We start from the raw sequence: 24,445 nt of genomic DNA on the forward strand, positions 1-24,445 counted from the left end.
CGCGGGATCGGTTCCGCCGGCACAAGCCCGAACCACCCGACCACAGCACGCTGCCCGAACACACGGAGCTCATGCGGCGGATCGTGGCTTACGACCTGCCCATTGGATTTTGCGAGGCCTTCGAAGACCGCGAGTTTTGGATCGGGCTGATGCATGACGCCGACTGGACGCACTTCACTGACAACTATTTTGATTCGGGCGTGTTGCTGAGACCGGAAATGCCAGCGGCCATCGACAGGGATACGGTCAAGGACGCCACGGCGCGTGCTGCAGCCGAAAATCAGACCAGAAAGCCGCGTTGGGATTTGGGAAACTGAAATCAGGAATCGCGATGAAACACGAAAAACGAAAATCAATGTATTTGTGCATCGGTGTGGCAACAGCCGTATTGCTGACCGGCTGCGCCCAGAAGAACTGGCGCCTGGCGACGCCTCCCCCCGACTACGACGTCCCCCCACAAGCCATCTACTGGTTCGACGACCACCGCTATATCTCGCTGGAAAACTACAAGGACTGCCACCACGGCACGACGTATTACAACGACCCACGGCAGGGCATTCGCACACGGCTTGGGCGCTACGGCATTGAAAACTACCAAGGGCGCCTGATCAACGCGGACCCTACGGGACAGATTGTCGTGATTCCTTCGTCGTACACCCCGAAGGGTATGTGCGAGAAAGGATGCAATATCTCGTTCATCTATTCGTCGGACGGTGGGCGTACATTTCGCGGCGCGATATACATGACAACTACCAGACCTTATGAGGCGTCAAGGAGGTATATTTTCACGGCCACGTCAGATCGCATCTACATTTCAAAAGAATGGTATTCGGACTATTCCGTTATCCAATATCCGATTCTTCCGGGTCATGACATCGTAGAAGAATCTGCTCCGGGCGTTCGATATGAACGGTTCAGGGCGTCATCGCGCCCCGACTACCTGAAAGGCGTCCGCACACCTTCAGGCCAGGAATACATCGCCTGCGACGATTCGATCCGCCCCACCAACCTGCCGGCAACGTCGAAATAACCCGCCCGCCAGACACCAAACAAAACGGCCCGCATCGCTCCGGGCCGGCAAGTCTGGCTAAAACGCTATAACGCTATACAGCTTTCTCGCGTTTCTCTTTGGACTTCCTCCTTCCTACAACGCTCCCGCCAACCGGAACTGTCCTACGGCGCGGTGCAGGGCATCGGCCTGGTCTTCCAGCGATGCGGCGGCCGCTGTGGCTTCTTCCACCAGTGCGGCGTTCTGCTGTGCCATCTGGTCCATCTGGGATACGGCCTGGTTGACCTGCTCGATGCCGCCGGTCTGTTCCTCGGTGGCCGCGCGCATTTCGCCCATCAGGTCGGTCACGCGCTTCACGGCGCTGACGATTTCCTCCATGGCCTTGCCGGCGCCTTCCACCAGCGTGGCGCCGTCTTCCACGCGCTGCGCGGAATTGTCGATCAGGCCCTTGATCTCCTTGGCAGCCGTGGCGGAGCGTTGCGCCAGGCTGCGCACTTCGCCGGCCACCACCGCAAAGCCGCGCCCCTGCTCGCCGGCGCGGGCGGCTTCCACGGCCGCGTTCAGTGCCAGGATGTTGGTCTGGAAGGCGATGCCCTCGATCACGGCGATGATGTCCACCACCTTGCCCGACGCTGCCTTGATCTCGCCCATCGTTTCCACCACCTTGTGCACGATTTCGCCGCCCCGCACGGCGATGTCCGACGCGCCTTCGGCCAGGTGCGCGGCCTGGCGCGCGTTATCGGCGCTCTGGCGCACGGTGCTGGTCAGTTCTTCCATGCTCGCGGCGGTCTGTTCCAGCGAGGCGGCCTGTTCCTCGCTGCGGCGCGACAGGTCGACGTTGCCCGCCGCAATCTGGCGCGCGGCGCCGGCGATGGAATCGGCCGACCCACGGATCTGGCCGATGGCGCCGGTCAGGCGCGCCTGCATCTGCTGCATGTTGTACAGCACGCTGTCGCGGTCGTGCGGGGCGGTTTCCACGTGGGTGCCCAGGTCGCCGTCGGCGATGCGCGCGGCTATCCGCGAGGTCAAAGCGGGCTCCCCGCCCAGTTGCCGCTGCAGGCTGATCGAGATGCGCACCATCACCACGCTCATCAACGCGCCCACGGCAATCAGCCAGCCCAGCGCCTTCCAGAGCGCGGTACGGAATTCGGCCTGGATGTCGTCCAGGTACAGGCCGGCAATGAAGTTCCAGTCCCACGGCCTGAAGTTCAGCGTGTAGCTGAGCTTGGGCTGCGGGGCGTCGGCGCCGGGCTTGGGCCACAGGTATTCGATGAATCCCTTGCCGGTGGTCTTGCCGATCTGCGCGATGTCGCGGAACAGGTAGACGCCGTTGGCGTCCTTCGTGTCGGCCATGTTCTTGCCGTTGAGTTCGGCCTTGATGGCATGCATCAGCACCACGGTGTCGGAGCGCATGATGGTGAAGTAGCCGTCGGCGCCAAAGCGCATGGCACGCACGCGGTCGATGGCCTGCTTCTGGGCGTCCTCGGCGCTGAGCTTGCCGGCGCGGGCCATGGCCTCGTATTCGGCAACCACTGAATTGGCGGTGTCGGTCACCTGTTCCAGCGCGACCTTGCGATCCTCCAGCCGCTGCTCGCGCATCTGCCAGACGTTCCACAACGTGATGGCCAGCAGGCAGACCCAGCTCAGCACCAGCGGCAGCATGAGCTTCTTTCTCAGACTCAGTTCTTGCAACATCCCATCTCCTCCATTTCGCTTCGTTGATCGTCGGGGCGCTTTTCGAGACGTCCTCTCTATGAGCGGCGCTAACGGCCACCCAAAGCCGAAACTTGACTGAGGATTGATACCAATATGGGAATAGTGGAGAGGGCGCCGCTTTCTGATGCCTGCGCGGCCGATGGCTACCCGGGCGGTGTCTGGCTATGGCAGTATCTCCATATTCGTCGAATCTGACGCAGGTACTGCGGATCGGCACAACGCAGTGAAAGCAAGCGGCGGGCACAGAGAGCGGCATGGAGCGATTGACCGAAGACGCTATCCTCGCCCTGGCGGATCACGCGCAGGACACCGTGTTCCTGGTGGACCGGGGCGGTATCGTCCGCTACGTCAATGCCCGGTGCGCGGACACGCTGGGCTTCGCCCGGTCCGATGTCATCGGACAACCCATCATCGAACTGGTGCTGCCTGGCGACCGGGACCGTACGCTGAAGGAAGCGGCGCAGGTGCTGGCAGGGCGGGATCGGGTAGGCTTCGAAAACCGCTATCAGCATCGCGACGGCCGGGCGATCTATCTGGCCTGGCAGGCCCGCTGGCTCGACGCGCACCAGCTGCGCATGGGCTTCGCGCGCGATGTCACGGCGTTGCGGCAACCGGCCTGCGAACACATGCTGGCGCGCGATCTGCTCCGCGTGCTGGAGCCCGTCGAGCGCGACGTGCTGGTGCTGCTGCTGACCGCCGCTTCCGAACGCCAGATCGCCAACCGCATGGGCCTTGGCGCGGCCAGAACCCAGGCGCTGGTACTCAGCGTGTTTCGCAAGCTGGGCGTGCCGGGCCGGCTGGGCTTGATGAGCCTGTGCCTGCGCGGGCTGGACGCACCCTTCGAATAACAACGGAACCTTGATGACGACTGGACACGTTTTCATTGCCACCAGCCTCGATGGCTATATCGCACGGCCCGACGGCGACATCGGCTGGCTGCTGGAGCGGGACGATCCCGCCGAAGACCATGGCTACACCGACTTCATCGCCGACAAGGACATGATCGTGATGGGGCGGGGCTGCTACGAGAAGGTGCTGACGATGGGCGACTGGTTTTACGACCGGCCCGTGCTCGTCCTGTCCCGGCAACTGGCGGGCCAGCCGGTCCCTGCACATCTGCAGGGCAAGTTCCGGTTTTCGGATGCCACGCCTACCCAGGCGTTTGCCGAACTGGCGGCGCAGGGCGTGCACCGCGTCTATGTCGATGGCGGCCAGCTGATTCAGTCGTGCCTGCGCGACGGACTGATCGCCGACATGGTGGTCACCACGGTGCCGGTGCTGATCGGGGCGGGCCGCCCGCTGTTCGGCGCCCTGCCGCGCGACATTGGGCTCGCGCTCGCATCGAGCCGGCACTTCCCGTCGGGGCTGGTGCAATCCACCTGGCGCGTGCTGCGCTAAGGCCGGCGGGCGCCGGGCGTCAGGCAAATTTATCGATCAGCTGCCCCAGGCGATCGCAGGCATTGGGCACCTGATGCTCGATCGCGGTCGCCACGCCGAGCAGCAGCCCGGCGCGCTGTGTGTCCGGCGAGCAATAGAACCCCGACAGCGGTGCCGGGGCCATGCCGTAGGCATAGGCCTCGCGGGCGATGCGACGGTCGTCGGCGCCATCGGGCAACTGCACGACCACCGCCAGGCCGGCCGGATAGGCACGAAATTGCCGCGCCGCCAGCGCGTCGAGCAGGGTCTGGCTCCGTGCCGCATAAATGCGCTTCATGCGCCGCAGGTGCCGCAGGTAGTGCCCGTCGCGCATGAAGGCGGCGGTGGCCATCTGTACGGCGGGGCCCGGCGCGGACCCCAGACAGGCCACGGCTTCCTCGAACTGCCCGACCAGACCGGGCGGCACCACGGCAAAGCCAAGCCGCAGGGTCGGGCTGATGGTCTTGCTGAATGAGCCGATATGGATGACGCGGCCCGCCCGATCGAGCGATGCCAGGGCCGGCGCGGCGCGGCGCCTGAGCTGGAGTTCGCCCAGATAGTCGTCCTCGATGATCCAGGCATTGGCGCGGCTGGCCCAGTCGAGCAGTTGCATCCGGCGCGCCAGTGACAGGGTGGGGCCCAGCGGCGCCTGCTGGCCCGGCGTGACCATCGCCAGCGCGGCCTCGGGCGCGTGGCGTTCGCCATGGCCGACGTCCATGCCGTCCGCGTCCACGGGCACCGGCACCGGCGTGAACTGGGCGATCGCCAGCGCGTTGCGGCTGAGCATGAACCCGGGGTTTTCCACCCACGCCTGACGCCCCGGCGCCTGGATCACGCGCAAGGCCACGCCAAGCGCGCCGGTGAAGCCGGCCCCGATAAAGATCTGTGACGGCTGGCAGGCGATGCCGCGCGCCAGCGCCAGATGCGCGGCAATCTCGCGTCGCAGCGCCTGTTCGCCGCGCGGATCGGGATAGGACGCCGGCGCCTCGATCTCGTCACGCGCCGCACGGGCCCGCAAGCGCGCAAACAGCGTGGCCGGAAAGCAGTCCGATGCCGGCACGCCCATCTGGAATACCGCCGGGCCCGGCAGGAAATGCTGGTACAGCGCCGCTTGCAGATCGGTCTGGACGGGCCGTCCGGGGTCGGCCACGTGGCGCGTTTTCGGCGCGAGGTCGGCGACGCGCGTGCCCCCGGCGCGCGACGACACCAGCCACTGCGCATCCACCAGGCGTTCATAGGCGGCCTTCACCGTGCCGCGCGCGACACCTAGCTGTGCCGCAAGATCCACCCAGGACGGCAGCCGGGCGCCCGGCACCAGCACCTGGCCTTCGATGGCGCTGACGATGCCGAGCCGGATCTGCTCGGCCAGTGACGTCGGCGACTGGCGGTCGAGCTTCAGGTCAAGCTGCAGGGGGAGCGGGGGCGTCATCGGGTCTGGTACAGCGAAATTTGCTGTTTTTGGTTCTTTCGATTGCACTACCGGGCGTCCATGATTCTATCCATCAACCAGGAGAGAAACATGCAACCCGGCAAGCTATTTGTATCGATCCTTGCTGCGGCGGGGCTGGCGTTCACCGGCGCGGCCCTCGCACACGGCACGACAGACCACGGCGCGGCCGAAAGCGTCAAGCCGAACTTTTCGCACGCGATTCCCAACATCCCGGGCAAGTCCGTGGTGGCCGTGGAAGTCGACTATGCCCCGGGCGGGGCGTCGAAGCCGCACGTGCATGCCAGATCGGCATTCATCTACGCTTATGTGGTGTCCGGCAGCATCGCCAGCAAGGTGAACGACGGACCCGAGCGCGTCTACAAGGCCGGCGAATCGTTCTACGAGGCGCCCGGCGCGCGCCACCCGGTCAGCCGCAACGCGAGCCAGACCGAGCCGGCCAGGTTGCTGGCCGTGTTTGTCGTCGACACCGACGACAAGAACCTGACCACCTACGAACAGTGATCCCGCACCAACGGACAAGGAGCCTGAAATGAGACTGGACTACACCAAGGCAGCGCCGAACGGCGTGAAGGCCTTCGGGGGCGTGTATGGCTACATCATGCAGTCGGGGCTGGAAGACGTGCTCGTCGACCTGGTCTACCTGCGCGTCAGCCAGATCAACAACTGCGCCTACTGCCTGGACATGCACACGCGCGACCTGATCAAGAAGGGCGTGTCGCCGCAGAAGCTGGCGCTGGTGCCGGCCTGGTACGAAGCGGGCGCGCTGTTCAGCGACCGCGAGAAGGCGGCCCTGCGCTGGGCCGAATCGGTGACGCGCGTGGCGGATACCCATGTGCCCGATGCCGATTTCGATGTGGCCGCAGCGGCCTTCAGCGAAAAGGAACTGGCCGACCTGACCATGGCCATCGGCCTGATGAACGCGTTCAACCGCCTGGCCATCAGCTTCCGGCGCGGGCCGGAGCCCGCACCGGCGGCAGGGGCCTGAGCGCTGAAGCCTTGCTGCCCTGAAGCAGGCTGCCCCGGGGCGCTTGGCACGGCGCGCCCCGGGGCGTTCGTCAGGCAGTCGGCAGGGCCTACCGCATCGGCAGGTTGCCGATGGCATTGCCGCCGCCCTGGCCGGTGCCGATGCGCGGATCGCGGCGTGCCGGCATGATGCCGTCGTCGGCCATCCGCTGCTGCAGGTCCTGGTCAGGAAGCTGGCAATAGTCCTTGCCCAGTTCCCGCGTCACGGCATCGCTTACCGACTGCGGCAAGGCCTTGCGCAGCAGCCCCAGAAAGCGGGGCGGCGCGATCACCACCAGTTCGTCGAATCGCTGCTTGCTGCGGGCGTCTTCCAGCATCTTCGCCACCCGGCGCGCAAACAACTGCGCTTCCTGGTGAATCTCGTCCTCGCCCGCCGATGACACCACCGTGGCCATGCGGCCTGCGTGTGCGCCGGGGTGGCCGGCATCGCCCTGAACGGACGCCTGCGCCCGCCGGCCGTAGGCGTCGCGCCTCAGATCGGCATTGTCCGCGTGGGCGCCGGCATCGGTGATCTTCTCGACCTCTTCCAGCCGCGCATTGTCGCCGCGCGCGGCGACTATCCTCGCGACACCCTCGTCCGCAACAAGGATCCAGACTGTTTTCATGAGATGTCTCCGATTGCGGCCTGGGAATCAGGCCCGTGGAGGGAAGGCCTGCAAACGCCACGCCACCCGGCTGGCCCGCCGGCACCGCGCGTGCGCGCCCGCTATGTGGGCAAGCGCGCCAGGGTTTGCAGGTTCGACCGGCAGCGACGCAAGATTTGCCGACAGCTTGGCTAGCGCCAGACGGATTCGTCAGCGGCGCCAGCGTAATCAACCGTAACCAAAACACCCCACCGCGCAGCCGGCCATGGTTGCCGCGTGAAATGAGAACAATTATCATCCTTCCGACCCGCGGCGACATTGTGATGTCATCGCCAGTTTTCCGCAGCGGATGGCGCGCCGTCCGGCGCACCCCGCGCATCGTCTCCAGCATCCGAATGACCGACACCGCGCCAGTTTCCGGCCAGCAGCGCCGCGCGTTCTGGCTCAAGCATCTTCACCAGTGGCACTGGATCAGTTCCGCGATCTGCCTGATCGGGATGCTGATGTTCGCCATGACCGGATTCACGCTCAACCACGCGGGCCAGATCGAGGCCAGGCCCCAGGTTGTCACGCGTACCGAGACGGCGCCGCGCGATGTGGTCAGTGCGCTGCGCAGCGCCATGCCGGCCGGCGCCGACAGAAAGAACCAGAAGGGGCCCGTGCCGCCAGCGCTGGCCGACTGGCTGGCCCGCACGCTCGATGTCGATGCGGCCGGGCGCGACGCCGAATGGTCGGCCGATGAAATCTATGTGGGCCTGCCGCGTCCCGGCGGCGATGCCTGGGTCAGCGTGGCGCTCGATTCCGGCGAGGTGCAGTTCGAATCCACCTCGCGCGGTGCCGTCTCGTACCTGAACGACCTGCACAAGGGCCGCAACACGGGCCGGGCGTGGAGTCTGTTCATCGACGTCTTTGCCGTCGCCTGCGTGGTGTTCAGCGTGACTGGCCTGTTCCTGCTGAAGCTGCACGCGTCGGGCCGCGTGGCCACGTGGCCGCTGGTGGGCGCTGGGCTGGTGATTCCGCTGCTGCTGGCCATCCTGTACATCCACTGATCCGCTTCACTTCCCATTCCATCGAGAAAGGTAGTTTTGACAATGCGCCGACTCCTGACCGTCACCATGACCGGCCTTGCCGCCGCGCCGCTGGCGCCCGCCATGGCCGCCGACCTGAACGTCAAGGTGGAGATTCCCCGCCTGAACGTGGCCGAATACCACCGTCCGTACGTGGCGATGTGGATCGAGCGCGCCGACCAGAGCCCCGTGCAGACGCTGGCGGTCTGGTACGACGCCAAGAACAAGGAAGGCGAGGGCACGAAGTGGCTCAAGGACATGCGCCAGTGGTGGCGCAAGGCCGGCCGCGACATGCAGATGCCCGCCGATGGCGTGTCCGGCGCCACGCGCGCGCCGGGCGAGCATGCGCTGACCTTCAAGGACGGCAAGGCGCCGCTGGGCAAGCTGCCGGCCGGCGATTACCAATTGGTGGTCGAAGCCGCGCGCGAAGTGGGCGGCCGCGAACTGGTGCGCGTGCCGTTCTCGTGGCCGGCCAAGGCCGCCCAGACCGCCAGCGCCAAAGGCGAACACGAACTCGGCGGCGTGACCGTCGAAGTCAAACCTTGATGCGAACCGAACGGAGTCCGACCATGACCAAGCCTGCCCGCATTGCCGCCAGCCTTCCTGCCCGCACTTCTGCCGGCTTTTCCAGCCGTCTTTCCACCCGCCTCGCCGTCCTGGCGCTGGCCGCGCTGGCCCCGTTGGCCGCTCACGCGCACCGCCAGTGGCTGCTGCCGTCGGCCACCGTGCTGTCGGAGAAGGACGCCTGGGTGACCGTGGACGCCGCGGTGTCCAACGACCTGTTCTACTTCGAACACGTGCCGATGCGGCTGGACAACCTGGCCGTGACCGCGCCCGATGGCAAGACCGCCGTATCGGCGGAAAACGCATCGACCGGCAAGTACCGCAGCACGTTCGACCTGCACCTGACCCAGCCTGGCACCTATCGCGTGGCCGTGGTCAACCAGGGGGTGTTCGCGAGCTGGAAGGAAAACGGCCAGACCAAGCGCTGGCGCGGTGCCGCCGATACGTTCGCGAAGAACGTGCCGGCCGGCGCGCAGGACCTACAGGTCAACGAAATCGCCGGCCGCATCGAGACCTATGTCACGAATGGCCGTCCGACCCGGCAGGTGCTGAACACCACGGGCAAGGGCCTGGAACTGGCGCCGATCACCCATCCGAACGACCTGATCGCCGGTGAAACGGCCAGCTTCCGCCTGCTGCTCGACGGCAAGCCGGCTGCCAGCCAGAAGGTGTCGGTGGTGCCGGGCGGCATCCGCTACCGCGACCGCCTGAACGAGATCGAGGCCACGACCGACGCGGACGGCAAGTTCAGCGTCAAGTATCCGGCGCCGGGCATGTACTGGATGGAAGCCGAGACCCGCGACGACAAGACGTCGATCAAGGAAGCCAAGGCACGCCGTGCCACGTACGCCGTGACCGTGGAAGTGCTGCCGCAATAAGAACGACCCCGGACTGACCATGCACCGCGTGCTGATCCCCGTCGCGCTGGCCGCGCCCCCGCCGTCGCCCGTTCCGGCGGGGCAGGTGCGGCAATGGGCGGGCGACACCATGGGCACCACGTGGTCGGTCAGTGCCGTGCTGGCGCCGGCGCAGGCCGGCGACCGGGGCGAGGCGATCGAAGCCGGCATCCGCGCCGTGCTCGATGGCGTCATCGCGCAGATGAGCAACTGGTCGGATGCGTCGGACCTGTCGCGCTTCAACCATGCCGCCGCCGATTGCTGGGTCACGCTGCCCGACGATTGCTTCGGCGTGCTGCAGGCCGCGTTGCAGACGGCGCGCGACAGCGGCGGCGCCTATGACCCCACCGCTGGCCCGCTGGTGGACCTGTGGGGCTTCGGTCCGGCAGGGCGGCGTGCCGCCACGCCGTCGGTGGACGACGTGCTGCACGTGCGGGAGCGTTGTGGCTGGCAGCGGCTGGACGTCGATGCCGGTCGGCGCCGGGTGCGCCAGCCCGGCGGGGTGTCGCTGGACTTCTGCGCCATCGCCAAGGGGTTTGCCGTCGATGCCGTGTCGCGCCATCTCGACGCGCAAGGGTTGGCGCACCATCTGGTGGAAATTGGCGGCGAGCTGCGCGGCCAGGGGCTCAAGCCCGATGGCATGCCGTGGTGGGTCGAACTGGAATCGCCCACGGCGGACGGCACCGCGCCCGCGCGTACGCTGGTTGCGCTGCTGGGTTTGTCGGTGGCCACGTCCGGTGACTATCGCCGCTACTTCGAGCAGGACGGGCAACGCATTGCTCATACGATCGATCCGCGCACCGGCTATCCGGCCGCCCACGCGCTGGCATCGGTCACCGTGATCCATCGCGATTGCATGCTGGCCGATGCGCTGTCCACCGCGCTGACCGTGCTCGGACCCCAGGCCGGCATGGCTTTCGCGCAGCGCCACGCGCTGGCGGCGCGGTTCCTGGTGCGCACGCCGGACGGCTTCGACGAACACACCACGCCGGCCTTCGCGGCGATGCTGTCATGACGCGCTGGCTGTGGGGCATCGTCTTCGCGGCCGGCGTGGCGCTGGCCATGCTGGCGCACGGCCGCACCTTGGTGGCGGCGGGCGTGGTGGTGGCTTACATCGCATTTTGCGCCGATGTGATGGGCGCACACCGGCGGCGCCGCGCGGCACGCGCGATGCTGTCGGCACCCGACGATGGCCGGGGCAAGCCGACATTGGTGGCATACGCCAGCCAGACCGGCTTTGCCGAGCAACTGGCGACGCAAACCGCGCGGGCGCTGCAGGGCGCGGGCATGCCGGTGCAACTGCTGTCGTTTGCCGATCTCGATGGCAGGCATCTGGCCGCGTGCGGGCAGGCCCTGTTCCTGGTCAGCACCACGGGCGAGGGCGATGCGCCGGACATGGCTTCGGGCTTTGCGCGCAAGCTGCTGTCTGGCACCACGCCCGACGCGCTACGGCCACTGCGCTACGGCATTCTGGCGCTGGGCGACAGCAGCTATGCGCGCTTCTGCGCCTTCGGCCATACGCTGTCCAGCTGGCTGCAACGCCATCAGGCCAAGCCGCTGTTCGATATGGTCGAAGTCGACAACGGCGACCCCGGCGCGCTGCGGCACTGGCAGAACCATCTGTCGGCGCTGTGCGGAGGCGCCGAGATCGAAGATTGGGAGCGGCCGCGCTACGGGCGGTGGCAGCTTGTGGAGCGCCGGCTGCTGAACCCGGGCAGTCTCGGGCAGCCGGCCTGGCATCTGGCGCTGGTGCCGGAAGCCGCCGGCGATCTGGCGTGGCAGGCCGGCGATATCGCCGAAGTCGGCCCCTGCCAGCCGCCTGAGGCGGTGGCGCGGCTGCTGGACAAGCTGTCGCTCGATGGTGCGATCCAGGTCCGCTGCGACAGCCGTCCGATGACACTGGCCGACGCACTGGCCACGCGCTTGCCACTGCCCGATGCGCATCTGGCGACGATGGCGGGCCTGGCGGCGCAGGCGCTGGTCGATGCGCTGCCGGCGTTGCCGCATCGCGAGTATTCGATTGCGTCGCTGCCGGCCGATGGGCGGCTTGAACTGCTGGTGCGGCAGACCGTGCGTGCGGATGGCGCGCTCGGACTGGCTTCGGGCTGGCTGACCCGGTATGCCGCCGAGGGTGCCCATATCGCGCTGCGCGTGCGCAGCAATCGCGGCTTCCACGCGCCCGACGACGACCGGCCGCTGATCCTGATCGGCAACGGTACCGGGCTGGCCGGCCTGCGGGCGCTGATCAAGACCCGCGCCGCCCAGGGCTGGCATCGCAACTGGCTGCTGTTTGGCGAGCGCGCCGCCGCGCACGACGACTTCCACGGGGCAGAACTTGCGGCGTGGCGCGAACAGGGCGTGCTGCAGCGTATCGACCGCGCGTGGTCGCGCGACGCCGGCGTGCCGCACTACGTGCAGGACGCCGTGCGGGCGGCCGCGGCCGATATCGCGGCGTGGGTGGCGCAAGGCGCGTCCATCTACGTCTGCGGCAGCCTGCAGGGCATGGCCAGCGGCGTGCACGCGGTGCTGGCCGATATCCTGGGCGATGCGCGCCTGCAGCAGATGATCGACACCGGCCACTACCGGCGCGACGTCTACTAGCCGCGTCCGGCGCCAACAGGCGTTTTTTGCGGCGGCGCAGGATCGCCGCCGCGATCACATTCCGCTATCCTCGCTGTCAGTTTCCGTCGAGGAGTCCCGATGTCCCGTTCCATCCGTCCATGGCGCCGCGCTGCGGTTGCCGCCCTCTGGCTGGCCGCCGCCAGCTTGCCCGTCCAGGCTGCCGGCCCGGACAAGTTCGCGGTGCCCGGCCTGGAAAAGCCGGCCACGGTGCTGGTGGATCGCTGGGGCGTGCCCCATATCTACGCCAACACGCTCTATGACGCGTTCTACGTGCAGGGCTTCATGGCCGCGCGCGACCGGCTCTGGCAGATCGACCTGTGGCGCAAGCGCGGGCTGGGCGAAATGGCCCGGGACTTCGGCCCGGCCTATGTGGAAGGCGACCGCATGGCGCGCGCGGTGCTGTTCCGGGGCGACATGTATCGCGAATGGCTGGCCTACGGGTCCGATGCCAAGCGCGTGGCAGAGGCCTTCGTGGCCGGCGTGAACGCCTATGTGGCGCAGGTGGAGGCGCATCCGGAACTGCTGCCGCCCGAGTTCAAGATCCTCAACTACAAGCCTGCGCGCTGGCACGCCGAAGACATCGTGCGCATCCGCCACCATGGGCTGACGCTGAACTTCACGGGCGAGATCGACCGCGCGCAGATCTTCTGCTACGTGAAGCCCAACGCCGTGCGCGCCGACTGGGTGCGCCGCGAACTGGATCCAGCGGTCGAACCCAAGGTGCCCGAAGGGCTCGACACCTGCGCCGTGCCGGCCGCCGAGCTGCGGCGTGCCTACGACCTGGCAACCGCCACGCCGCGCTTTCCGAAGGATTGGTGGTCGCAGGGCGCCAGCAAGGCCGAGAACATCCCGGTGGACCAGCTTTACGCCACCGTCGACGCCAACAGCGACACGGGCCGCAGCCTGGGCTCGAACAACTGGGTGATCGCCGGCAGCCGTACCGCCACGGGCCGGCCGATCCTGGCCAACGACCCGCATCGGGCGCATGGCGCGCCGAGCCTGCGCTATATCAGCCATCTCAATGCGCCGGGATTGTCGGTCATCGGCGCGGGCGAGCCGTTCCTGCCCGGCATCTCGATTGGCCACAACGGGACCATTGCCTTCGGCCTGACCCGGTTCTACATGGACCAGGAAGACCTCTACGTCTACGAGACCAATCCGGCCCAGGCGCACGAATACCGCTACAAGGGCCGGTGGGAGCCGATGGAGACCGTCACCGAGCAGATCGCCGTGCGGGGCGAAGCCACGCCCCGCAAGGTGACGATCGACTACACCCGGCATGGTCCCGTGCTGTACGCCGATGCCAAGACCGGCCGCGCCTACGCGCTGCGGGCGGCGTGGCTGGACTACGGCATGGCGCCGTACTTCGGCTCGATGGACTATATGCGCGCCCAGAACTGGGACCAGTTCCGCGCGGCCATGAACCGCTGGGGCGCGCCGGGCGAGAACCAGGTCTATGCCGACCGCTCCGGCAATATCGGCTGGATTCCGGGCGGGCTGACCGTCAATCGTCCCAACTGGGATGGCCTGATGCCGGTGCCCGGCGATGGCCGCTACGAGTGGGCCGGCTATCGCAACATGGACGAGCTGCCGTGGGCGTTCAACCCGGCGCCCGGCTACGTGGTGACGGCCAACGAGAACAACATCCCGGCCAATCACCCGGCCGCGAAGATCGGCGTGGGCTACGAATGGAGCGACAGCGCGCGGGCCCGCCGGCTGAAGGCGCTGGTGGCGGCGAATCCGCGCAGCTCGTTGGAAGATTCGATGGCGTGGCAGAACGACACGGTATCGCTGCCGGCGCAGCGCGTGGTGGCGCTGGTCAAGCCGCTGAACAGCAGCGACGCCCAGGTGCAGCGCGGTCTGGACCTGCTGCGCGGCTGGGACGGCAACGAGCGGGCCGACAGCGCCGCCGCTGCGCTGTTCGAGGTCTGGTTCAGCAAGCACCTGCGCACGGCCGTGGTGCGGGCCGCGCTGTCGCCGGAAGGCGCGCGCCTGGTCGGCGCCGGCGATGCCAGCCGCGTGATCGCGGTGCTGGAGCGGCCCGACACCTGGATGACGGTGGACAAGCGCAACGAGATCATGACCAGCACGCTGAAGCTGGCGATGGCCGAGATCGAGAAGAAGCTCGGCACCGACCCCAGGACCTGGCAATGGGGCAAGCTGCACACGGCCGTGTTCAGCCACCCGCTCGATCCGATCCTGGATGCGGCGCAGCGCCAGCAGTTCGACGTCAACGCCGGACCGATCGGCGGGTCGTCATTCACGCCGATGAATACGAGCTACCGCAACAGCGACTTCCAGCTGACGGCCGGTGCTTCGTTCCGCATGGTGCTGGATGTGGGCAACTGGGACGCTTCGCGCGTGGTCAACACGCCCGGACAGTCGGGCAATCCGGCCAACCCGCACTATCGCGACCTGGCGCCGCTGTGGGCCAAGGGTGAATACTTCCCGCTCGTGTATTCGCGCAAGGCGGTGGAAAAGGAAAGCAAGGAGCGGGTGGAACTGGTGCCGCAGTGAGGGGTTGTTGTCTTGCCTTTGGGGATGGGGGCGCCTCCCTCTCCCCCGGCCCCTCTCCCGCATGGCGGGAGAGGGGAGCAAACCGGCGGTGCGTCATGCCGGGGGAGCGAACAGACGGTGCTTGAAATGCCGTGAGAGCAAACAGACGGTGCTTGAAATGCCGTGGGGTGTCTCCCCTCTCCCGCGCGCGGGAGAGGGGTTGGGGGAGAGGGCAGGCCTCACCAGGGCTACAGCGCCATCTCCAGCACCCGCGCCACGTGCAAGGCCTCGCGGCCGGCGCCGTCGTGTATCTGGTGGCGGCAGCTTGTGCCATCGGCCACGACCAGCGTATCGGCATCGGCCTTGCGCACCGCGGGCAGCAGCGACAGTTCTCCCATCCGCATCGACACGTCGTGGTGCTCGGCCTCGTAGCCGAAGCTGCCAGCCATGCCGCAGCATGACGATTCGATCAGCGCGGTCTTGAGTTCGGGAATCCAGCCGAGCACCTGCTCCACCGGCCGGACTGCGTCGAACGCCTTCTGGTGGCAATGGCCGTGCAGCAGCGCCTGCTGGTGGCCGATTGGCTTCAGGGTCGGCGCGAAGCGGCCGGCCGCGTGTTCGCGCACCAGGAATTCCTCGAACAGGAACGCGTTGTCCGCCAGCGCGCGGGCCGCGTCGCCGTAGCCGTACTGCAGGAATTCGTCGCGCATCGACAGCAGACACGACGGTTCGAGCCCCACCACCGCCACGCCGCGCGCGACAAACGGCAGCAGCACGTCCAGCGCGCGCTTCGCTTCGGCCTTGGCTTCCTCGACCAGACCCGCCGCCAGGAACGTGCGGCCGCAGCACAGCGGACGCTCGCCGGGCACGCCAGACAGGTGCACGGTGTAGCCGGCCGCTTCCAGCACCCGATGCGCCGCGCGTGCGTTGCCGGGTTCCATGTGATTGTTGAAGGTGTCGACGAACAGCACGACCTCCTTGCCGCCGGCGGGCCGTGCCCGGTAGTCGTCGCGCAGGAAGGCCGGCTGCCAGCGCGGCAGCGAGCGTCTGGCCGACAGCCCCAGCAGCCGCTCGCCCAGTTGGGGCAGCCCCGGCACGCGGTCGCGCAGGTTGAACAGCCAGGGCAGCTTGCTGGCAGTGCCTGCATAGCGCGGCAGGAAAGCCACGAGCTTGTCGCGCAGGCGCAGGCGGCCCGCGCGGGCGTTGGCGGCGCGCACCTCGATCTTCATCCTGGCCATGTCGATGCCGGTGGGGCAATCGCGCTTGCAGCCCTTGCAGGACACGCACAGGTCCATGGTGTCCTTGACGGCGGGATCGAGCAGCCCCTCGCTGCCAAGCTGGCCCGACAGCGCCAGCCGCAGCGTGTTGGCCCGCCCGCGCGTCAGGTGCTGCTCGTCGCGCGTGACGCGATAGCTGGGGCACATCGTGCCGGCGTCGAACTTGCGGCAGTGGCCGTTGTTGTTGCACATCTCCACGGCGGCCGCCAGGCCCTTGGCGGGGTCCAGCCCGGTGCCCGGTGGGCTTTCCACCTCGGTGACAGGATCGCGCGTGACGTTCCAGGCCGACCAGTCCAGCGCCGGCTGCAGCGGCTTGACGGTATAGCCCGGCGGGAAGCGGAACAGCGACGTGTCGTCCATCTTCGGCGTGCGCACGATCTTGCCGGGGTTGCAGCGGTTGTCGGGATCGAACAGCGCCTTGATCTCGGCAAATGCATTCGCCAGCGACGGCCCGAACTGCCAGGCCACCCATTCGCCGCGGCACAGGCCGTCGCCGTGCTCGCCCGAGTACGCGCCCTTGTACTCGCGCACCATGGCCGCCGCTTCTTCGGCGATGGCGCGCATCCTGGCCGCGCCGTCGCGGCGCATGTCGAGGATGGGCCGCACATGCAGCGTGCCCACGCTGGCGTGCGCATACCAGGTGCCGCGTGTGCCGTGCTTGTGGAAGACCTCGGTCAGGCGCGATGTGTATTCGGCCAGGTGTTCGAGCGGCACCGCGCAGTCCTCGATGAACGACACCGGCTTGCCGTCGCCCTTCATGCTCATCATGATGTTCAGGCCGGCCTTGCGCACTTCCCACAGCGCCTTCTGCGGGCCGGCGTCGGGCATTTCCACGACCGAGCCGGGCAGGCCCAGGTCGGCCATCAGTTCCACCAGCTGGCGCAGGCCGCGCAGCGTGGCGTCGCGGTCTTCGCCGGCAAACTCCACCAGCAGGATGGCCTCGGGCTCCCCGATCAGCGCCTTGTCGATGACGGGGCGGAAGGCGGGGTTGCTGCGCGCCAGGTCGATCATGGTGCGGTCGACCAGTTCCACGGCCGCCGGCTTGAGCGCGACGATATGGCGCGTCAGGTCCATCGACTGGTAGAACGTCGGGAAATTGACCACGCCCAGCGTTTTGTGCGTGGGCAGCGGCGCAAGCTGCAGCGTGATCTGGCGGAAGTAGGCCAGCGTGCCCTCCGAGCCCACCAGCAGGTGTGCCAGGTTGACGCTGCCGTCGGCGGTGTAGGGCCGCTCGTTCTGGGGCTGGAAGATATCGAGGTTGTAGCCGCCCACGCGTCGCAGCACCTTCGGGTACATCTGCGCGATGGCCTCGCGTTCGCGCTCGGCGATGCGCCGCACGCCGTCGGCAATGGCGCGGTGCGGCGCATCCCCGGCCGGCCAGCGGGCATCGAAGCGGACATCGTCGCCGTTGGCCAGGATGGCCTGGACGCCCAGCACGTTGTGGACCATGTTGCCGTACTGGATCGAGCGCGAGCCGCACGAGTTATTGCCAGTCATGCCGCCGATCGTGCATTGCGCGGCGGTGGAGACATCCACCGGGAACCACAGGCCATGGGGCTTGAGCCACGCGTTCAGGTGGTCGAGCACGATGCCGGGCTGCACGGTGACCGTGCGGGCCTGTGGGTCGAAGTCGATCACCTGGTTCAGGTACTTGCTGTTGTCGATGACCAGCGCCTCGCCCACGGTCTGGCCGCACTGGCTGGTGCCGCCGCCGCGCGGCAGCAGCGGCGCCTTCAGGTCGCGGGCGATGTCCAGCGCGAGCCGCGCGTCGGCTTCATCGCGCGGCACCACCACGCCGAGCGGCATGATCTGGTAGATCGACGCGTCGGTGGCGTAGCGGCCGCGGCTGGCGGTATCGAACAGCACGTCGCCGCGCAGTTCGGCGGCCAGGCGCCGGTACAGCGGCGATTGCAGGGCCGGCGCGGCGGCCGCGCCAGGCATGAAGCGCAGCGGTTGCACGCCGGGTGGCGTGGGGGTGACAGGCAAGGCCATGAGCGGGGATGTCTCCGGTTGCGGACACTCGAAGACGCCGCCGTGGCCAGGAGCGCCCGCTGCGGGCGCTTCGGTTCAGGCGGCGACGTTCTGTGCGCGTTCTAGTTCGGCGATCAGCGCGTTGTGCTTGTGTTCCAAGTGCGCGCGCAGGATGTCACGCAGGGCCGCACCGTCGCGCCTGGCCAGGGCATCGAGCATGTCGCCGTGCTCGCGCACGGCCATGTCCCATTTGTCCTGGTCGAAGTTCGAGCGGAAACGCAGCGCCTGGATACGCAGGTTGATGCGTCGATAGGTCTCCTCAAGAATCGGATTGCGCGCCGCCGCGTTGATGGCGTCGTGGATGCGCCGGTTCAGCGCGTAGTAATTGGGCAGGTCGCGCCGGGCGTGGCAGGCCAGCATCTCGAAGTGCAACGCGCGGATCTCGTTGAGCTCGGCCTCGGTGATGCGCTGGCAGGCCAGTTCGCCGGACATGGCTTCGAGCGCGCCCATCATTTCAAAGAGGTGGTTGACGGTGTCGGTCGACAACACCACCACCTCGGCGCCCCGGTTTGGCAGCAGCGTCACCAGCCCGTCGGCGGCCAGCACCTTGAACGCTTCGCGCAACGGCGTGCGGGATACCTGCAGCAGGTCGCACAGCACGCGTTCATTGAGCCGCGTGCCTGGCGCGAGATCGCCCTCCATGATCATCGTGCGCAGGCGCTGGGCCACCGCCACATGCAGGATCTGGCGGTCGACGGCTTGCGGGGAAAGGGTTGGAGTCGTGCTCATCAGGGATCGTGTGGCTTGACAGTATTGTATTCAAAACCTACTCTGGGGCAAGCACGAATCACGTTCCGGTGCGATTTTCGGTGCCGGGAATCATGCAGCGACTGGCATAAAGGCCTTGTAGTCGTTGATTTACAAGGCTTCTAGGCGGAGCAGCAGGCGGATATGCCTGCCAACATTATCGCATGCTGGCGCGGCAGTGCATCCCCGTTTTTTGAATACAAAATTCAAACATAAGGACACGAGGCGACATGATCCGACTGAATTCCCATCCGAGCGGCCGGCACTTCCTGCAGATTCCTGGCCCCACCAACGTGCCGGATCGGGTGCTGCGCGCGATGGACTATCCGACCATCGACCACCGTGGCCCCGAGTTTCAGCAGCTCGGCAAGAAGGTGCTGGCCGATATCCGCAAGGTCTTCCAGACCGAGCAGCCCGTGGTCATCTACCCGGCCTCGGGCACCGGCGCGTGGGAGGCGGCACTGGTCAACACGCTGTCGCCGGGCGACAAGGTGCTGATGTACGAGACCGGCCATTTCGCGTCGCTGTGGAAGAAAATGGCCGACAAGCTGGGCTTGAACCCGGAATTCATCGTGGGCGACTGGCGCCACGGCGTGGATGCGGCGGCCATTGGCGCGCGCCTGGCCGCCGACAGCAGCCACGAGATCAAGGCGGTCTGCGTGGTGCACAACGAAACCTCGACCGGCGTCACGTCCGACGTAGCGGCCGTGCGCCGTGCCATCGACGCCGCCCGTCACCCGGCCTTGCTGCTGGTGGACACGATCTCGTCGCTGGGCTCGGTCGACTATCGCCATGACGAGTGGGGGGTGGACGTCACCGTGTCGGGCTCGCAGAAGGGCCTGATGCTGCCGCCGGGCATATCGTTCAACGCGGTCAGCCAGAAGGTGATTGCCGCGTCGGCCCAGGCGAAGCTGCCGAAGGCGTTCTGGGGCTGGGAAGAGATCCTCGAATCGAACAAGAACGGCTTCTGGCCATACACGCCGGCCACGAACCTGCTCTACGGGCTGTCCGAAGCGTGCGACATGCTGCTGGAGGAAGGCCTGCCGAACGTATTCGCGCGCCACCAGCGCCATGCGGCCGCAACGCGCGCCTGCGTGACGGCGTGGGGCCTGGAAATCCTGTGCCAGAACCCGGCCGAATACAGCCCGGCGCTGACCGCCGTGGTCATGCCCGATGGCCACAGCGCCGATACGTTCCGCAAGGTCGTGCTGGAAAACTTCAACATGTCGCTGGGGCAGGGCCTGTCGAAACTGTCGGGCAAGGTCTTCCGGATCGGCCACCTGGGCGATTTCAACGACCTGACGCTGATGGGCACCCTGGCCGGCGTGGAGATGGGGCTGGCGCTGGCGGGCGTGCCGCACCGTGCCGGCGGCGTACTGGCCGCGATGGAAAGCCTGCGCAATGCCGCGGCGTCGCAGCCTGCGTTGCGCGCAGCCTGATCCCGATCCCGCCAACCCGACCGATGTAGCAGAAAGAGGCAGCCCTTCAGAGGCCGCCACGACAACAGGCCGATGCGCCGCCAGAGCGCACCGCCGCCACCCAAAGGAGACAGACCATGACGTTTCGTTATGCTGCGCGCGCGCTCGCGTGCGCCTCGCTGTTTGGCGTCGCGCTGGCCGCAGCGCCGGCTTTCGCATGGGAACCCACCAAGCCGGTGGAAGTGGTCGTGCCCTTCAGCGCCGGCGGCGCGTCGGACCAGATGGCACGTTCGATCCAGGGCATCATCGCCAGGCACAAGCTGATGAACCAGCCGATGATCGTCGTGAACAAGGCCGGTGCCAGTGGCGCGGAAGGCCTGATGGATACCAAGGCCTCGAAGGGCGACGCGCACAAGCTGCTGGTCACCTCGTCGGCGCTCTACACCGTGCCCATGATCAGCCAGCTGCCGTTCAACTGGCGCGACCTGACGCCCGTGGCGATGGTGGCCATGGACGAATTCGTGCTCTGGACCAATGCCGAGGCGCCGTACAAGACGCCATCCGAATACCTGGCCGAAGTGAAGAAGTCGCCGGGCAAGTTCAAGATGGGCGGCACGAGCTCCAAGCGCGAAGACCAGATCATCACCGCGCAGACCGAACGCAAGGCGGGCGTGCGCTTCATCTACATCCCGTACAAGGGCGGCGGCGAGGCGGCCACGCAGTTGTCGGGCAAGCATATCGACTCCAACGTCAATAACCCGTCCGAATCGATCGGCCAGTGGCGTGCCGGCGAGCACCGCGCGCTGTGCGTCTACGCACCGGAGCGCATGCAATACACCACCAGGATCACGGGCACGCAGAGCTGGCACGACATCCCCACCTGCAAGGAACAGGGCCTGGACGTGCAATACCAGATGCTGCGCGTCTTCATGCTGCCCGGCGGCGTCACGCCGGACCAGCAGAAGTACTACGTGGACCTGATGCAGAAGGTGGTGGCCACGCCCGAGTGGAAGGAATACCTGGAGAAAAACGCGCTCAAGAACGACTTCATCGCCGGCCCCAAGCTCGTGGAGTTCCTGACGGCCGACGAGACTCGCCACAAGGACATCATCAAGGAAGCGGGTTTCGTGGCGGCGAAGTAAGACCGCAAGTCAGGTGCTGATGGTTTGCTCCCCTCTCCCGCACGCGGGAGAGGGGCCGGGGGAGAGGGCGAGCGATTCCAATACCGATATCGCATGTCAAGCGCCTCTCCCGCAAGTGGCAGAGGTGAGCGAAACACCCAAGGGGATACCAATGAGCGAACAACGACATGACGCCGCGCCGGCGGCGATCACGGTGCGCGCCGCCGAAATCGGCGTGGCCATCCTGATCGCCCTGGGCGCGGTGGTGGTGGTGGTCAGCAACTACCGGATCGGTGCCGGCTGGGCGCCCGACGGCCCGGAGGCCGGCTATTTTCCGTTGCGCATCGGGGCGCTGATCTTCCTGGCCTGCCTGGTGGTGCTGTGGCAGGCGCCGCGCACGCCCAACGACGCGGTGTTCGTGACCTGGCCCCAGCTCAGGCAGGTGGCGGTGATCCTGGTGCCGCTGACGGTGTACGTGGCGCTGATCGCCTTCCTGGGCATCTATGTGGCATCGGCCATCTTCATCGCCGGCTTCATGCTGACGATCGGCAAGTTTGCGTGGTGGCGCGCGGTGCTGACCGGCGTGGTCATCAACGCGGTGCTGTTCTGGATCTTTGAAATGCAGTTCCGCGTGCCGCTCCCCAAGGGGCCACTCGAAGCGGCCTTTGGATTCTGAGGGGGCGGGCATGGAAGAACTCAATGCATTGATGGGCGGCTTTGCGGTGGCGATGTCGTGGCACAACGTCGGGCTGATGCTGGTGGGCATCCTGCTCGGCATCGTGGTGGGCGTGCTGCCGGGCCTGGGCGGCCCGAACGGCGTGGCCATCCTGCTGCCGCTGACGTTCTCGATGGAACCCACGTCGGCCATCATCATGCTGTCGTGCATCTACTGGGGCGCGCTGTTTGGCGGCGCCATCACGTCGATCCTGTTCAACATTCCGGGCGAGGCCTGGTCGGTGGCCACCACGTTCGACGGCTACCCGCTGGCGCAGCAGGGCGAGGCGGGCCGCGCGCTGACATCGGCATTCACGGGGTCGTTCCTGGGCGCGCTGGCCGGCGTGCTGCTGATCACGTTCCTGGCGCCGATGGTGGCCAGGTTCGCGCTGCGCTTCGGGCCACCGGAATTCTTCGCGGTCTATTTCCTGACGTTCTGCAGCTTCATCGGCATGGGCAAGGAGGCCAAGGCCAAGATCGTGATCGCGATGTGCATCGGCTTTGCGCTGGCTGCGGTGGGCATGGACACGGTGTCGGGCACGCTGCGCATGACCTTCGGCTCCACCGAACTGCTGCGCGGCTTCGACTTCCTGGTGGTGGTGATCGGCCTGTTCGGCATCAGCGAAATCCTGATGACGATGGAAGAGGGTGTCGCCTTCCGCGGCAAGCGCGCCAATATCGACCTCAAGGTGGTGCTGAAGACCTGGGCCGAACTGCCGCGCTACTGGATGACGCTGATCCGCTCGTCGATCATCGGCTGCTGGCTCGGTGTGACGCCGGGCGGTGCCACGGCCGCATCGTTCATGGGGTACGGCGTGGCCAAACGGTTCTCGCGCAAGCGCGAGACGTTCGGCAAAGGCAATGTCGAAGGCGTGATCGCGCCCGAGTGCGCCGCCCATGCGGCCGGCACCAGCGCGCTGCTGCCCATGCTGGCGCTGGGCATTCCGGGGTCGGCCACCGCGGCGGTGCTGCTGGGCGGGCTGATGATCTGGGGCCTGCAGCCGGGGCCGCTGCTGTTCACCGAGCAGAAGACCTTTGTCTGGGGCCTGATCGCCAGCATGTACCTGGGGAACCTGGCCGGATTGATCGTGGTGCTGTCGACGGTGCCGCTGTTCGCCGCCATCCTGCGCATCCCGTTCGCGATCATCGCGCCGCTGATTCTGGTGGTCTGCGCGATCGGCGCGTTCACGGTGCACAACGCCATGTTCGATGTCTGGCTGATGCTGATCTTCGGCGTGGTCGGCTACGTGCTCAAGAAGCTCGACTACCCGCTGGCGCCGCTGGTGCTGGCGCTGGTGCTGGGTGACCGGGCCGAGGACGCGTTCCGGCAGACCATGCTGATGTCGCAGGGCGAGATGAACGTGTTCTGGTCCAACGGCCTGGTTGGCACGATCATGGCGCTGGCCGTGGTGATCCTGGTCTGGCCGGTGTTGGGTGGCCTGCTGGAAAAGACGAAGCGCCGCAAGATGATGTCGGCGCATGAAGGAGCCGCTGAATGAGCGAAGGACTGATCGAACAGGGCACGCTGCTGGTCACGCGCGACGACGCGGTGGCCACCATCGTGCTGAACCGGCCGGCCAGGCTGAATGCCTTCACGCTGGACATGTGGCGCCAGCTGGGCGAAGCGTTTCGTGCGCTGTCCGCCGACGATTCGGTGCGCTGCGTGATGGTGCGCGGCGCCGGAGAGAAGGCGTTCTCGCCCGGAAACGACATCGGCGAGTTCGAGACCACGCGAGCCAACAAGCAGCAGGCCGTGGCCTATAGCGCGGTGATGCACGCCACGGCGCGGGCCATGCAGGACTGCCCGCATCCGGTGGTGGCGCAGATCCATGGCATCTGCGTGGGCGGCGGGCTGGAGGTGGCGGCGATGGCCGATATCCGCATCTGCGGGGTGAGCAGCCGCTTTGGCGCGCCAATCAAGAACCTGGGCCTGGTCATGGCGCACGCCGAAATGGCGCCGCTGATCCGGCTGATCGGCACCTCGCGCACGCTGGAGCTGCTGTTCGAGGGCCGTATCGTGGGCGCCGACGAGGCGCATGCGATGGGGCTGGTGTCGCGCGTGGTGCCGGACGACCAGGTGGCCGCCGAAGCGCGCGCCACGGCCGGGCGCATTGCGTCGGGCGCGCCGCTGGTGGCGCGCTGGCACAAGCGATTCGCGCGGCAGCTGGCGGAGGGCAAGCCGTTGTCGGCGGCCGATCTTGACGCCGCTTTCGACTGTTTCGATACCGAGGATTTCCGCACCGGCTATCGCGCGTTCCTGGCCAAGCAGGCGCCGAAGTTCGCCGGCCGCTAGT

The 24,445-nt window shown here is 67.1% G+C and carries 22 protein-coding genes; 17 read left to right on the forward strand and 5 right to left on the reverse strand.

What is annotated here, in order from left to right; all coding sequences use genetic code 11:
• The coding region (locus AC3G88_RS24115) for an effector protein Tle3 domain-containing protein (protein WP_488894066.1) at positions 1–317 on the forward strand (317 nt) is incomplete at its 5' end.
• Positions 318–331: 14 nt separating this feature from the next.
• Positions 332–1,030: a T6SS immunity protein Tli3 family protein gene (locus AC3G88_RS24120; protein ID WP_488773873.1), complete on the forward strand. Its 699-nt coding sequence runs from the start codon at positions 332–334 to the stop codon at positions 1,028–1,030.
• A gap of 114 nt (positions 1,031–1,144) precedes the next feature.
• On the opposite strand, the gene AC3G88_RS24125 is transcribed toward AC3G88_RS24120, so the two are convergent.
• Positions 1,145–2,704, reverse strand: a complete 1,560-nt coding sequence (locus AC3G88_RS24125) for a methyl-accepting chemotaxis protein (RefSeq protein ID WP_488773874.1) — start codon at positions 2,702–2,704, stop codon at positions 1,145–1,147.
• A gap of 275 nt (positions 2,705–2,979) precedes the next feature.
• On the opposite strand from AC3G88_RS24125, the gene AC3G88_RS24130 reads away from it, so the two are divergent.
• Positions 2,980–3,573, forward strand: coding sequence for a PAS domain S-box protein (locus AC3G88_RS24130; RefSeq protein ID WP_488894067.1), 594 nt, complete (start codon positions 2,980–2,982; stop codon positions 3,571–3,573).
• A gap of 13 nt (positions 3,574–3,586) precedes the next feature.
• Positions 3,587–4,123 carry a dihydrofolate reductase family protein gene (locus AC3G88_RS24135; protein ID WP_488773877.1) on the forward strand — a complete coding sequence of 179 codons (537 nt, stop codon included), beginning with the start codon at positions 3,587–3,589 and terminating at the stop codon, positions 4,121–4,123.
• Between the two features lie 19 nt (positions 4,124–4,142).
• Here AC3G88_RS24135 and pdxR read toward each other — a convergent pair whose 3' ends face one another.
• On the reverse strand, positions 4,143–5,570 hold the full coding sequence (pdxR, locus tag AC3G88_RS24140; RefSeq protein ID WP_488773878.1) for a MocR-like pyridoxine biosynthesis transcription factor PdxR: 1,428 nt from the start codon (positions 5,568–5,570) through the stop codon (positions 4,143–4,145).
• Between the two features lie 90 nt (positions 5,571–5,660).
• On the opposite strand from pdxR, the gene AC3G88_RS24145 reads away from it, so the two are divergent.
• Together AC3G88_RS24145 and AC3G88_RS24150 are read left to right on the forward strand one after the other, a co-directional pair.
• Positions 5,661–6,092, forward strand: coding sequence for a cupin domain-containing protein (locus tag AC3G88_RS24145; protein ID WP_488773879.1), 432 nt, complete (start codon positions 5,661–5,663; stop codon positions 6,090–6,092).
• A 28-nt stretch (positions 6,093–6,120) separates the two neighbouring features.
• The gene (locus AC3G88_RS24150; RefSeq protein ID WP_488773880.1) at positions 6,121–6,576 is read left to right on the forward strand and encodes a carboxymuconolactone decarboxylase family protein; all 456 of its coding nucleotides are present in this window, start codon (positions 6,121–6,123) and stop codon (positions 6,574–6,576) included.
• Positions 6,577–6,664: 88 nt separating this feature from the next.
• On the opposite strand, the gene AC3G88_RS24155 is transcribed toward AC3G88_RS24150, so the two are convergent.
• On the reverse strand, positions 6,665–7,219 hold the full coding sequence (locus AC3G88_RS24155; protein WP_488773881.1) for a host attachment protein: 555 nt from the start codon (positions 7,217–7,219) through the stop codon (positions 6,665–6,667).
• A 374-nt stretch (positions 7,220–7,593) separates the two neighbouring features.
• Here AC3G88_RS24155 and AC3G88_RS24160 point away from each other — a divergent pair, with 374 nt between their 5' ends.
• From AC3G88_RS24160 to AC3G88_RS24185, 6 genes are all read left to right on the forward strand, one after another.
• Positions 7,594–8,247, forward strand: a complete 654-nt coding sequence (locus AC3G88_RS24160; RefSeq protein WP_488773882.1) for a PepSY-associated TM helix domain-containing protein — start codon at positions 7,594–7,596, stop codon at positions 8,245–8,247.
• Positions 8,248–8,289: 42 nt separating this feature from the next.
• Positions 8,290–8,811: a DUF2271 domain-containing protein gene (locus AC3G88_RS24165; RefSeq protein WP_092597077.1), complete on the forward strand. Its 522-nt coding sequence runs from the start codon at positions 8,290–8,292 to the stop codon at positions 8,809–8,811.
• A gap of 23 nt (positions 8,812–8,834) precedes the next feature.
• Positions 8,835–9,707, forward strand: coding sequence for a DUF4198 domain-containing protein (locus AC3G88_RS24170; protein ID WP_488773883.1), 873 nt, complete (start codon positions 8,835–8,837; stop codon positions 9,705–9,707).
• A 19-nt stretch (positions 9,708–9,726) separates the two neighbouring features.
• Positions 9,727–10,740, forward strand: coding sequence for an FAD:protein FMN transferase (locus AC3G88_RS24175; protein WP_488773884.1), 1,014 nt, complete (start codon positions 9,727–9,729; stop codon positions 10,738–10,740).
• On the forward strand, positions 10,737–12,326 hold the full coding sequence (locus AC3G88_RS24180; protein WP_488773885.1) for a sulfite reductase subunit alpha: 1,590 nt from the start codon (positions 10,737–10,739) through the stop codon (positions 12,324–12,326). Before AC3G88_RS24175 ends, AC3G88_RS24180 begins: the two co-directional genes overlap by 4 nt.
• Before the next feature lie 99 nt (positions 12,327–12,425).
• The gene (locus AC3G88_RS24185; protein WP_488773886.1) at positions 12,426–14,864 is read left to right on the forward strand and encodes a penicillin acylase family protein; all 2,439 of its coding nucleotides are present in this window, start codon (positions 12,426–12,428) and stop codon (positions 14,862–14,864) included.
• Positions 14,865–15,091: 227 nt separating this feature from the next.
• Here AC3G88_RS24185 and AC3G88_RS24190 read toward each other — a convergent pair whose 3' ends face one another.
• Both AC3G88_RS24190 and AC3G88_RS24195 read right to left on the reverse strand, forming a co-directional pair.
• Complete coding sequence (locus tag AC3G88_RS24190) at positions 15,092–18,112, reverse strand: FAD-binding and (Fe-S)-binding domain-containing protein (protein ID WP_488773887.1); 3,021 nt, start codon at positions 18,110–18,112, stop codon at positions 15,092–15,094.
• A 75-nt stretch (positions 18,113–18,187) separates the two neighbouring features.
• On the reverse strand, positions 18,188–18,880 hold the full coding sequence (locus AC3G88_RS24195; RefSeq protein ID WP_400392343.1) for a GntR family transcriptional regulator: 693 nt from the start codon (positions 18,878–18,880) through the stop codon (positions 18,188–18,190).
• Between the two features lie 248 nt (positions 18,881–19,128).
• On the opposite strand from AC3G88_RS24195, the gene AC3G88_RS24200 reads away from it, so the two are divergent.
• The 5 genes from AC3G88_RS24200 to AC3G88_RS24220 all read left to right on the forward strand — a co-directional run bounded on the left by AC3G88_RS24200 (position 19,129) and on the right by AC3G88_RS24220 (position 24,444).
• Entirely contained in the window at positions 19,129–20,337 is a 1,209-nt protein-coding gene (locus AC3G88_RS24200; RefSeq protein WP_488894068.1) for a pyridoxal-phosphate-dependent aminotransferase family protein, read from the forward strand.
• A gap of 116 nt (positions 20,338–20,453) precedes the next feature.
• Positions 20,454–21,458 (forward strand): Bug family tripartite tricarboxylate transporter substrate binding protein, encoded by a 1,005-nt coding sequence (locus AC3G88_RS24205; protein WP_488773889.1) that lies wholly within the window; start codon positions 20,454–20,456, stop codon positions 21,456–21,458.
• A 151-nt stretch (positions 21,459–21,609) separates the two neighbouring features.
• Entirely contained in the window at positions 21,610–22,113 is a 504-nt protein-coding gene (locus AC3G88_RS24210) for a tripartite tricarboxylate transporter TctB family protein (RefSeq protein ID WP_488773890.1), read from the forward strand.
• A gap of 10 nt (positions 22,114–22,123) precedes the next feature.
• A complete protein-coding gene (locus AC3G88_RS24215; protein ID WP_488773891.1) occupies positions 22,124–23,650 on the forward strand; it encodes a tripartite tricarboxylate transporter permease in 1,527 nt (508 codons plus the stop codon).
• Positions 23,647–24,444, forward strand: coding sequence for an enoyl-CoA hydratase/isomerase family protein (locus AC3G88_RS24220; protein WP_488773892.1), 798 nt, complete (start codon positions 23,647–23,649; stop codon positions 24,442–24,444). The genes AC3G88_RS24215 and AC3G88_RS24220 overlap by 4 nt, the downstream gene beginning before the upstream one ends.
• Position 24,445: the final 1 nt, after the last annotated feature.

Source organism: Cupriavidus sp. 86D6, assembly GCF_057815095.1.

What these genes read in the sequence shown, in the direction of transcription:
- AC3G88_RS24120 (WP_488773873.1), top strand. Translation starts at nt 332, where the DNA reads ATGAAACACGAAAAACGAAAATCAATGTATTTGTGCATCGGTGTGGCA.
- AC3G88_RS24125 (WP_488773874.1), bottom strand. Translation starts at nt 2,704, where the DNA reads ATGTTGCAAGAACTGAGTCTGAGAAAGAAGCTCATGCTGCCGCTGGTG.
- AC3G88_RS24130 (WP_488894067.1), top strand. Translation starts at nt 2,980, where the DNA reads ATGGAGCGATTGACCGAAGACGCTATCCTCGCCCTGGCGGATCACGCG.
- AC3G88_RS24135 (WP_488773877.1), top strand. Translation starts at nt 3,587, where the DNA reads ATGACGACTGGACACGTTTTCATTGCCACCAGCCTCGATGGCTATATC.
- pdxR (WP_488773878.1), bottom strand. Translation starts at nt 5,570, where the DNA reads ATGACGCCCCCGCTCCCCCTGCAGCTTGACCTGAAGCTCGACCGCCAG.
- AC3G88_RS24145 (WP_488773879.1), top strand. Translation starts at nt 5,661, where the DNA reads ATGCAACCCGGCAAGCTATTTGTATCGATCCTTGCTGCGGCGGGGCTG.
- AC3G88_RS24150 (WP_488773880.1), top strand. Translation starts at nt 6,121, where the DNA reads ATGAGACTGGACTACACCAAGGCAGCGCCGAACGGCGTGAAGGCCTTC.
- AC3G88_RS24155 (WP_488773881.1), bottom strand. Translation starts at nt 7,219, where the DNA reads ATGAAAACAGTCTGGATCCTTGTTGCGGACGAGGGTGTCGCGAGGATA.
- AC3G88_RS24160 (WP_488773882.1), top strand. Translation starts at nt 7,594, where the DNA reads ATGACCGACACCGCGCCAGTTTCCGGCCAGCAGCGCCGCGCGTTCTGG.
- AC3G88_RS24165 (WP_092597077.1), top strand. Translation starts at nt 8,290, where the DNA reads ATGCGCCGACTCCTGACCGTCACCATGACCGGCCTTGCCGCCGCGCCG.
- AC3G88_RS24170 (WP_488773883.1), top strand. Translation starts at nt 8,835, where the DNA reads ATGACCAAGCCTGCCCGCATTGCCGCCAGCCTTCCTGCCCGCACTTCT.
- AC3G88_RS24175 (WP_488773884.1), top strand. Translation starts at nt 9,727, where the DNA reads ATGCACCGCGTGCTGATCCCCGTCGCGCTGGCCGCGCCCCCGCCGTCG.
- AC3G88_RS24180 (WP_488773885.1), top strand. Translation starts at nt 10,737, where the DNA reads ATGACGCGCTGGCTGTGGGGCATCGTCTTCGCGGCCGGCGTGGCGCTG.
- AC3G88_RS24185 (WP_488773886.1), top strand. Translation starts at nt 12,426, where the DNA reads ATGTCCCGTTCCATCCGTCCATGGCGCCGCGCTGCGGTTGCCGCCCTC.
- AC3G88_RS24190 (WP_488773887.1), bottom strand. Translation starts at nt 18,112, where the DNA reads ATGGCCTTGCCTGTCACCCCCACGCCACCCGGCGTGCAACCGCTGCGC.
- AC3G88_RS24195 (WP_400392343.1), bottom strand. Translation starts at nt 18,880, where the DNA reads ATGAGCACGACTCCAACCCTTTCCCCGCAAGCCGTCGACCGCCAGATC.
- AC3G88_RS24200 (WP_488894068.1), top strand. Translation starts at nt 19,129, where the DNA reads ATGATCCGACTGAATTCCCATCCGAGCGGCCGGCACTTCCTGCAGATT.
- AC3G88_RS24205 (WP_488773889.1), top strand. Translation starts at nt 20,454, where the DNA reads ATGACGTTTCGTTATGCTGCGCGCGCGCTCGCGTGCGCCTCGCTGTTT.
- AC3G88_RS24210 (WP_488773890.1), top strand. Translation starts at nt 21,610, where the DNA reads ATGAGCGAACAACGACATGACGCCGCGCCGGCGGCGATCACGGTGCGC.
- AC3G88_RS24215 (WP_488773891.1), top strand. Translation starts at nt 22,124, where the DNA reads ATGGAAGAACTCAATGCATTGATGGGCGGCTTTGCGGTGGCGATGTCG.
- AC3G88_RS24220 (WP_488773892.1), top strand. Translation starts at nt 23,647, where the DNA reads ATGAGCGAAGGACTGATCGAACAGGGCACGCTGCTGGTCACGCGCGAC.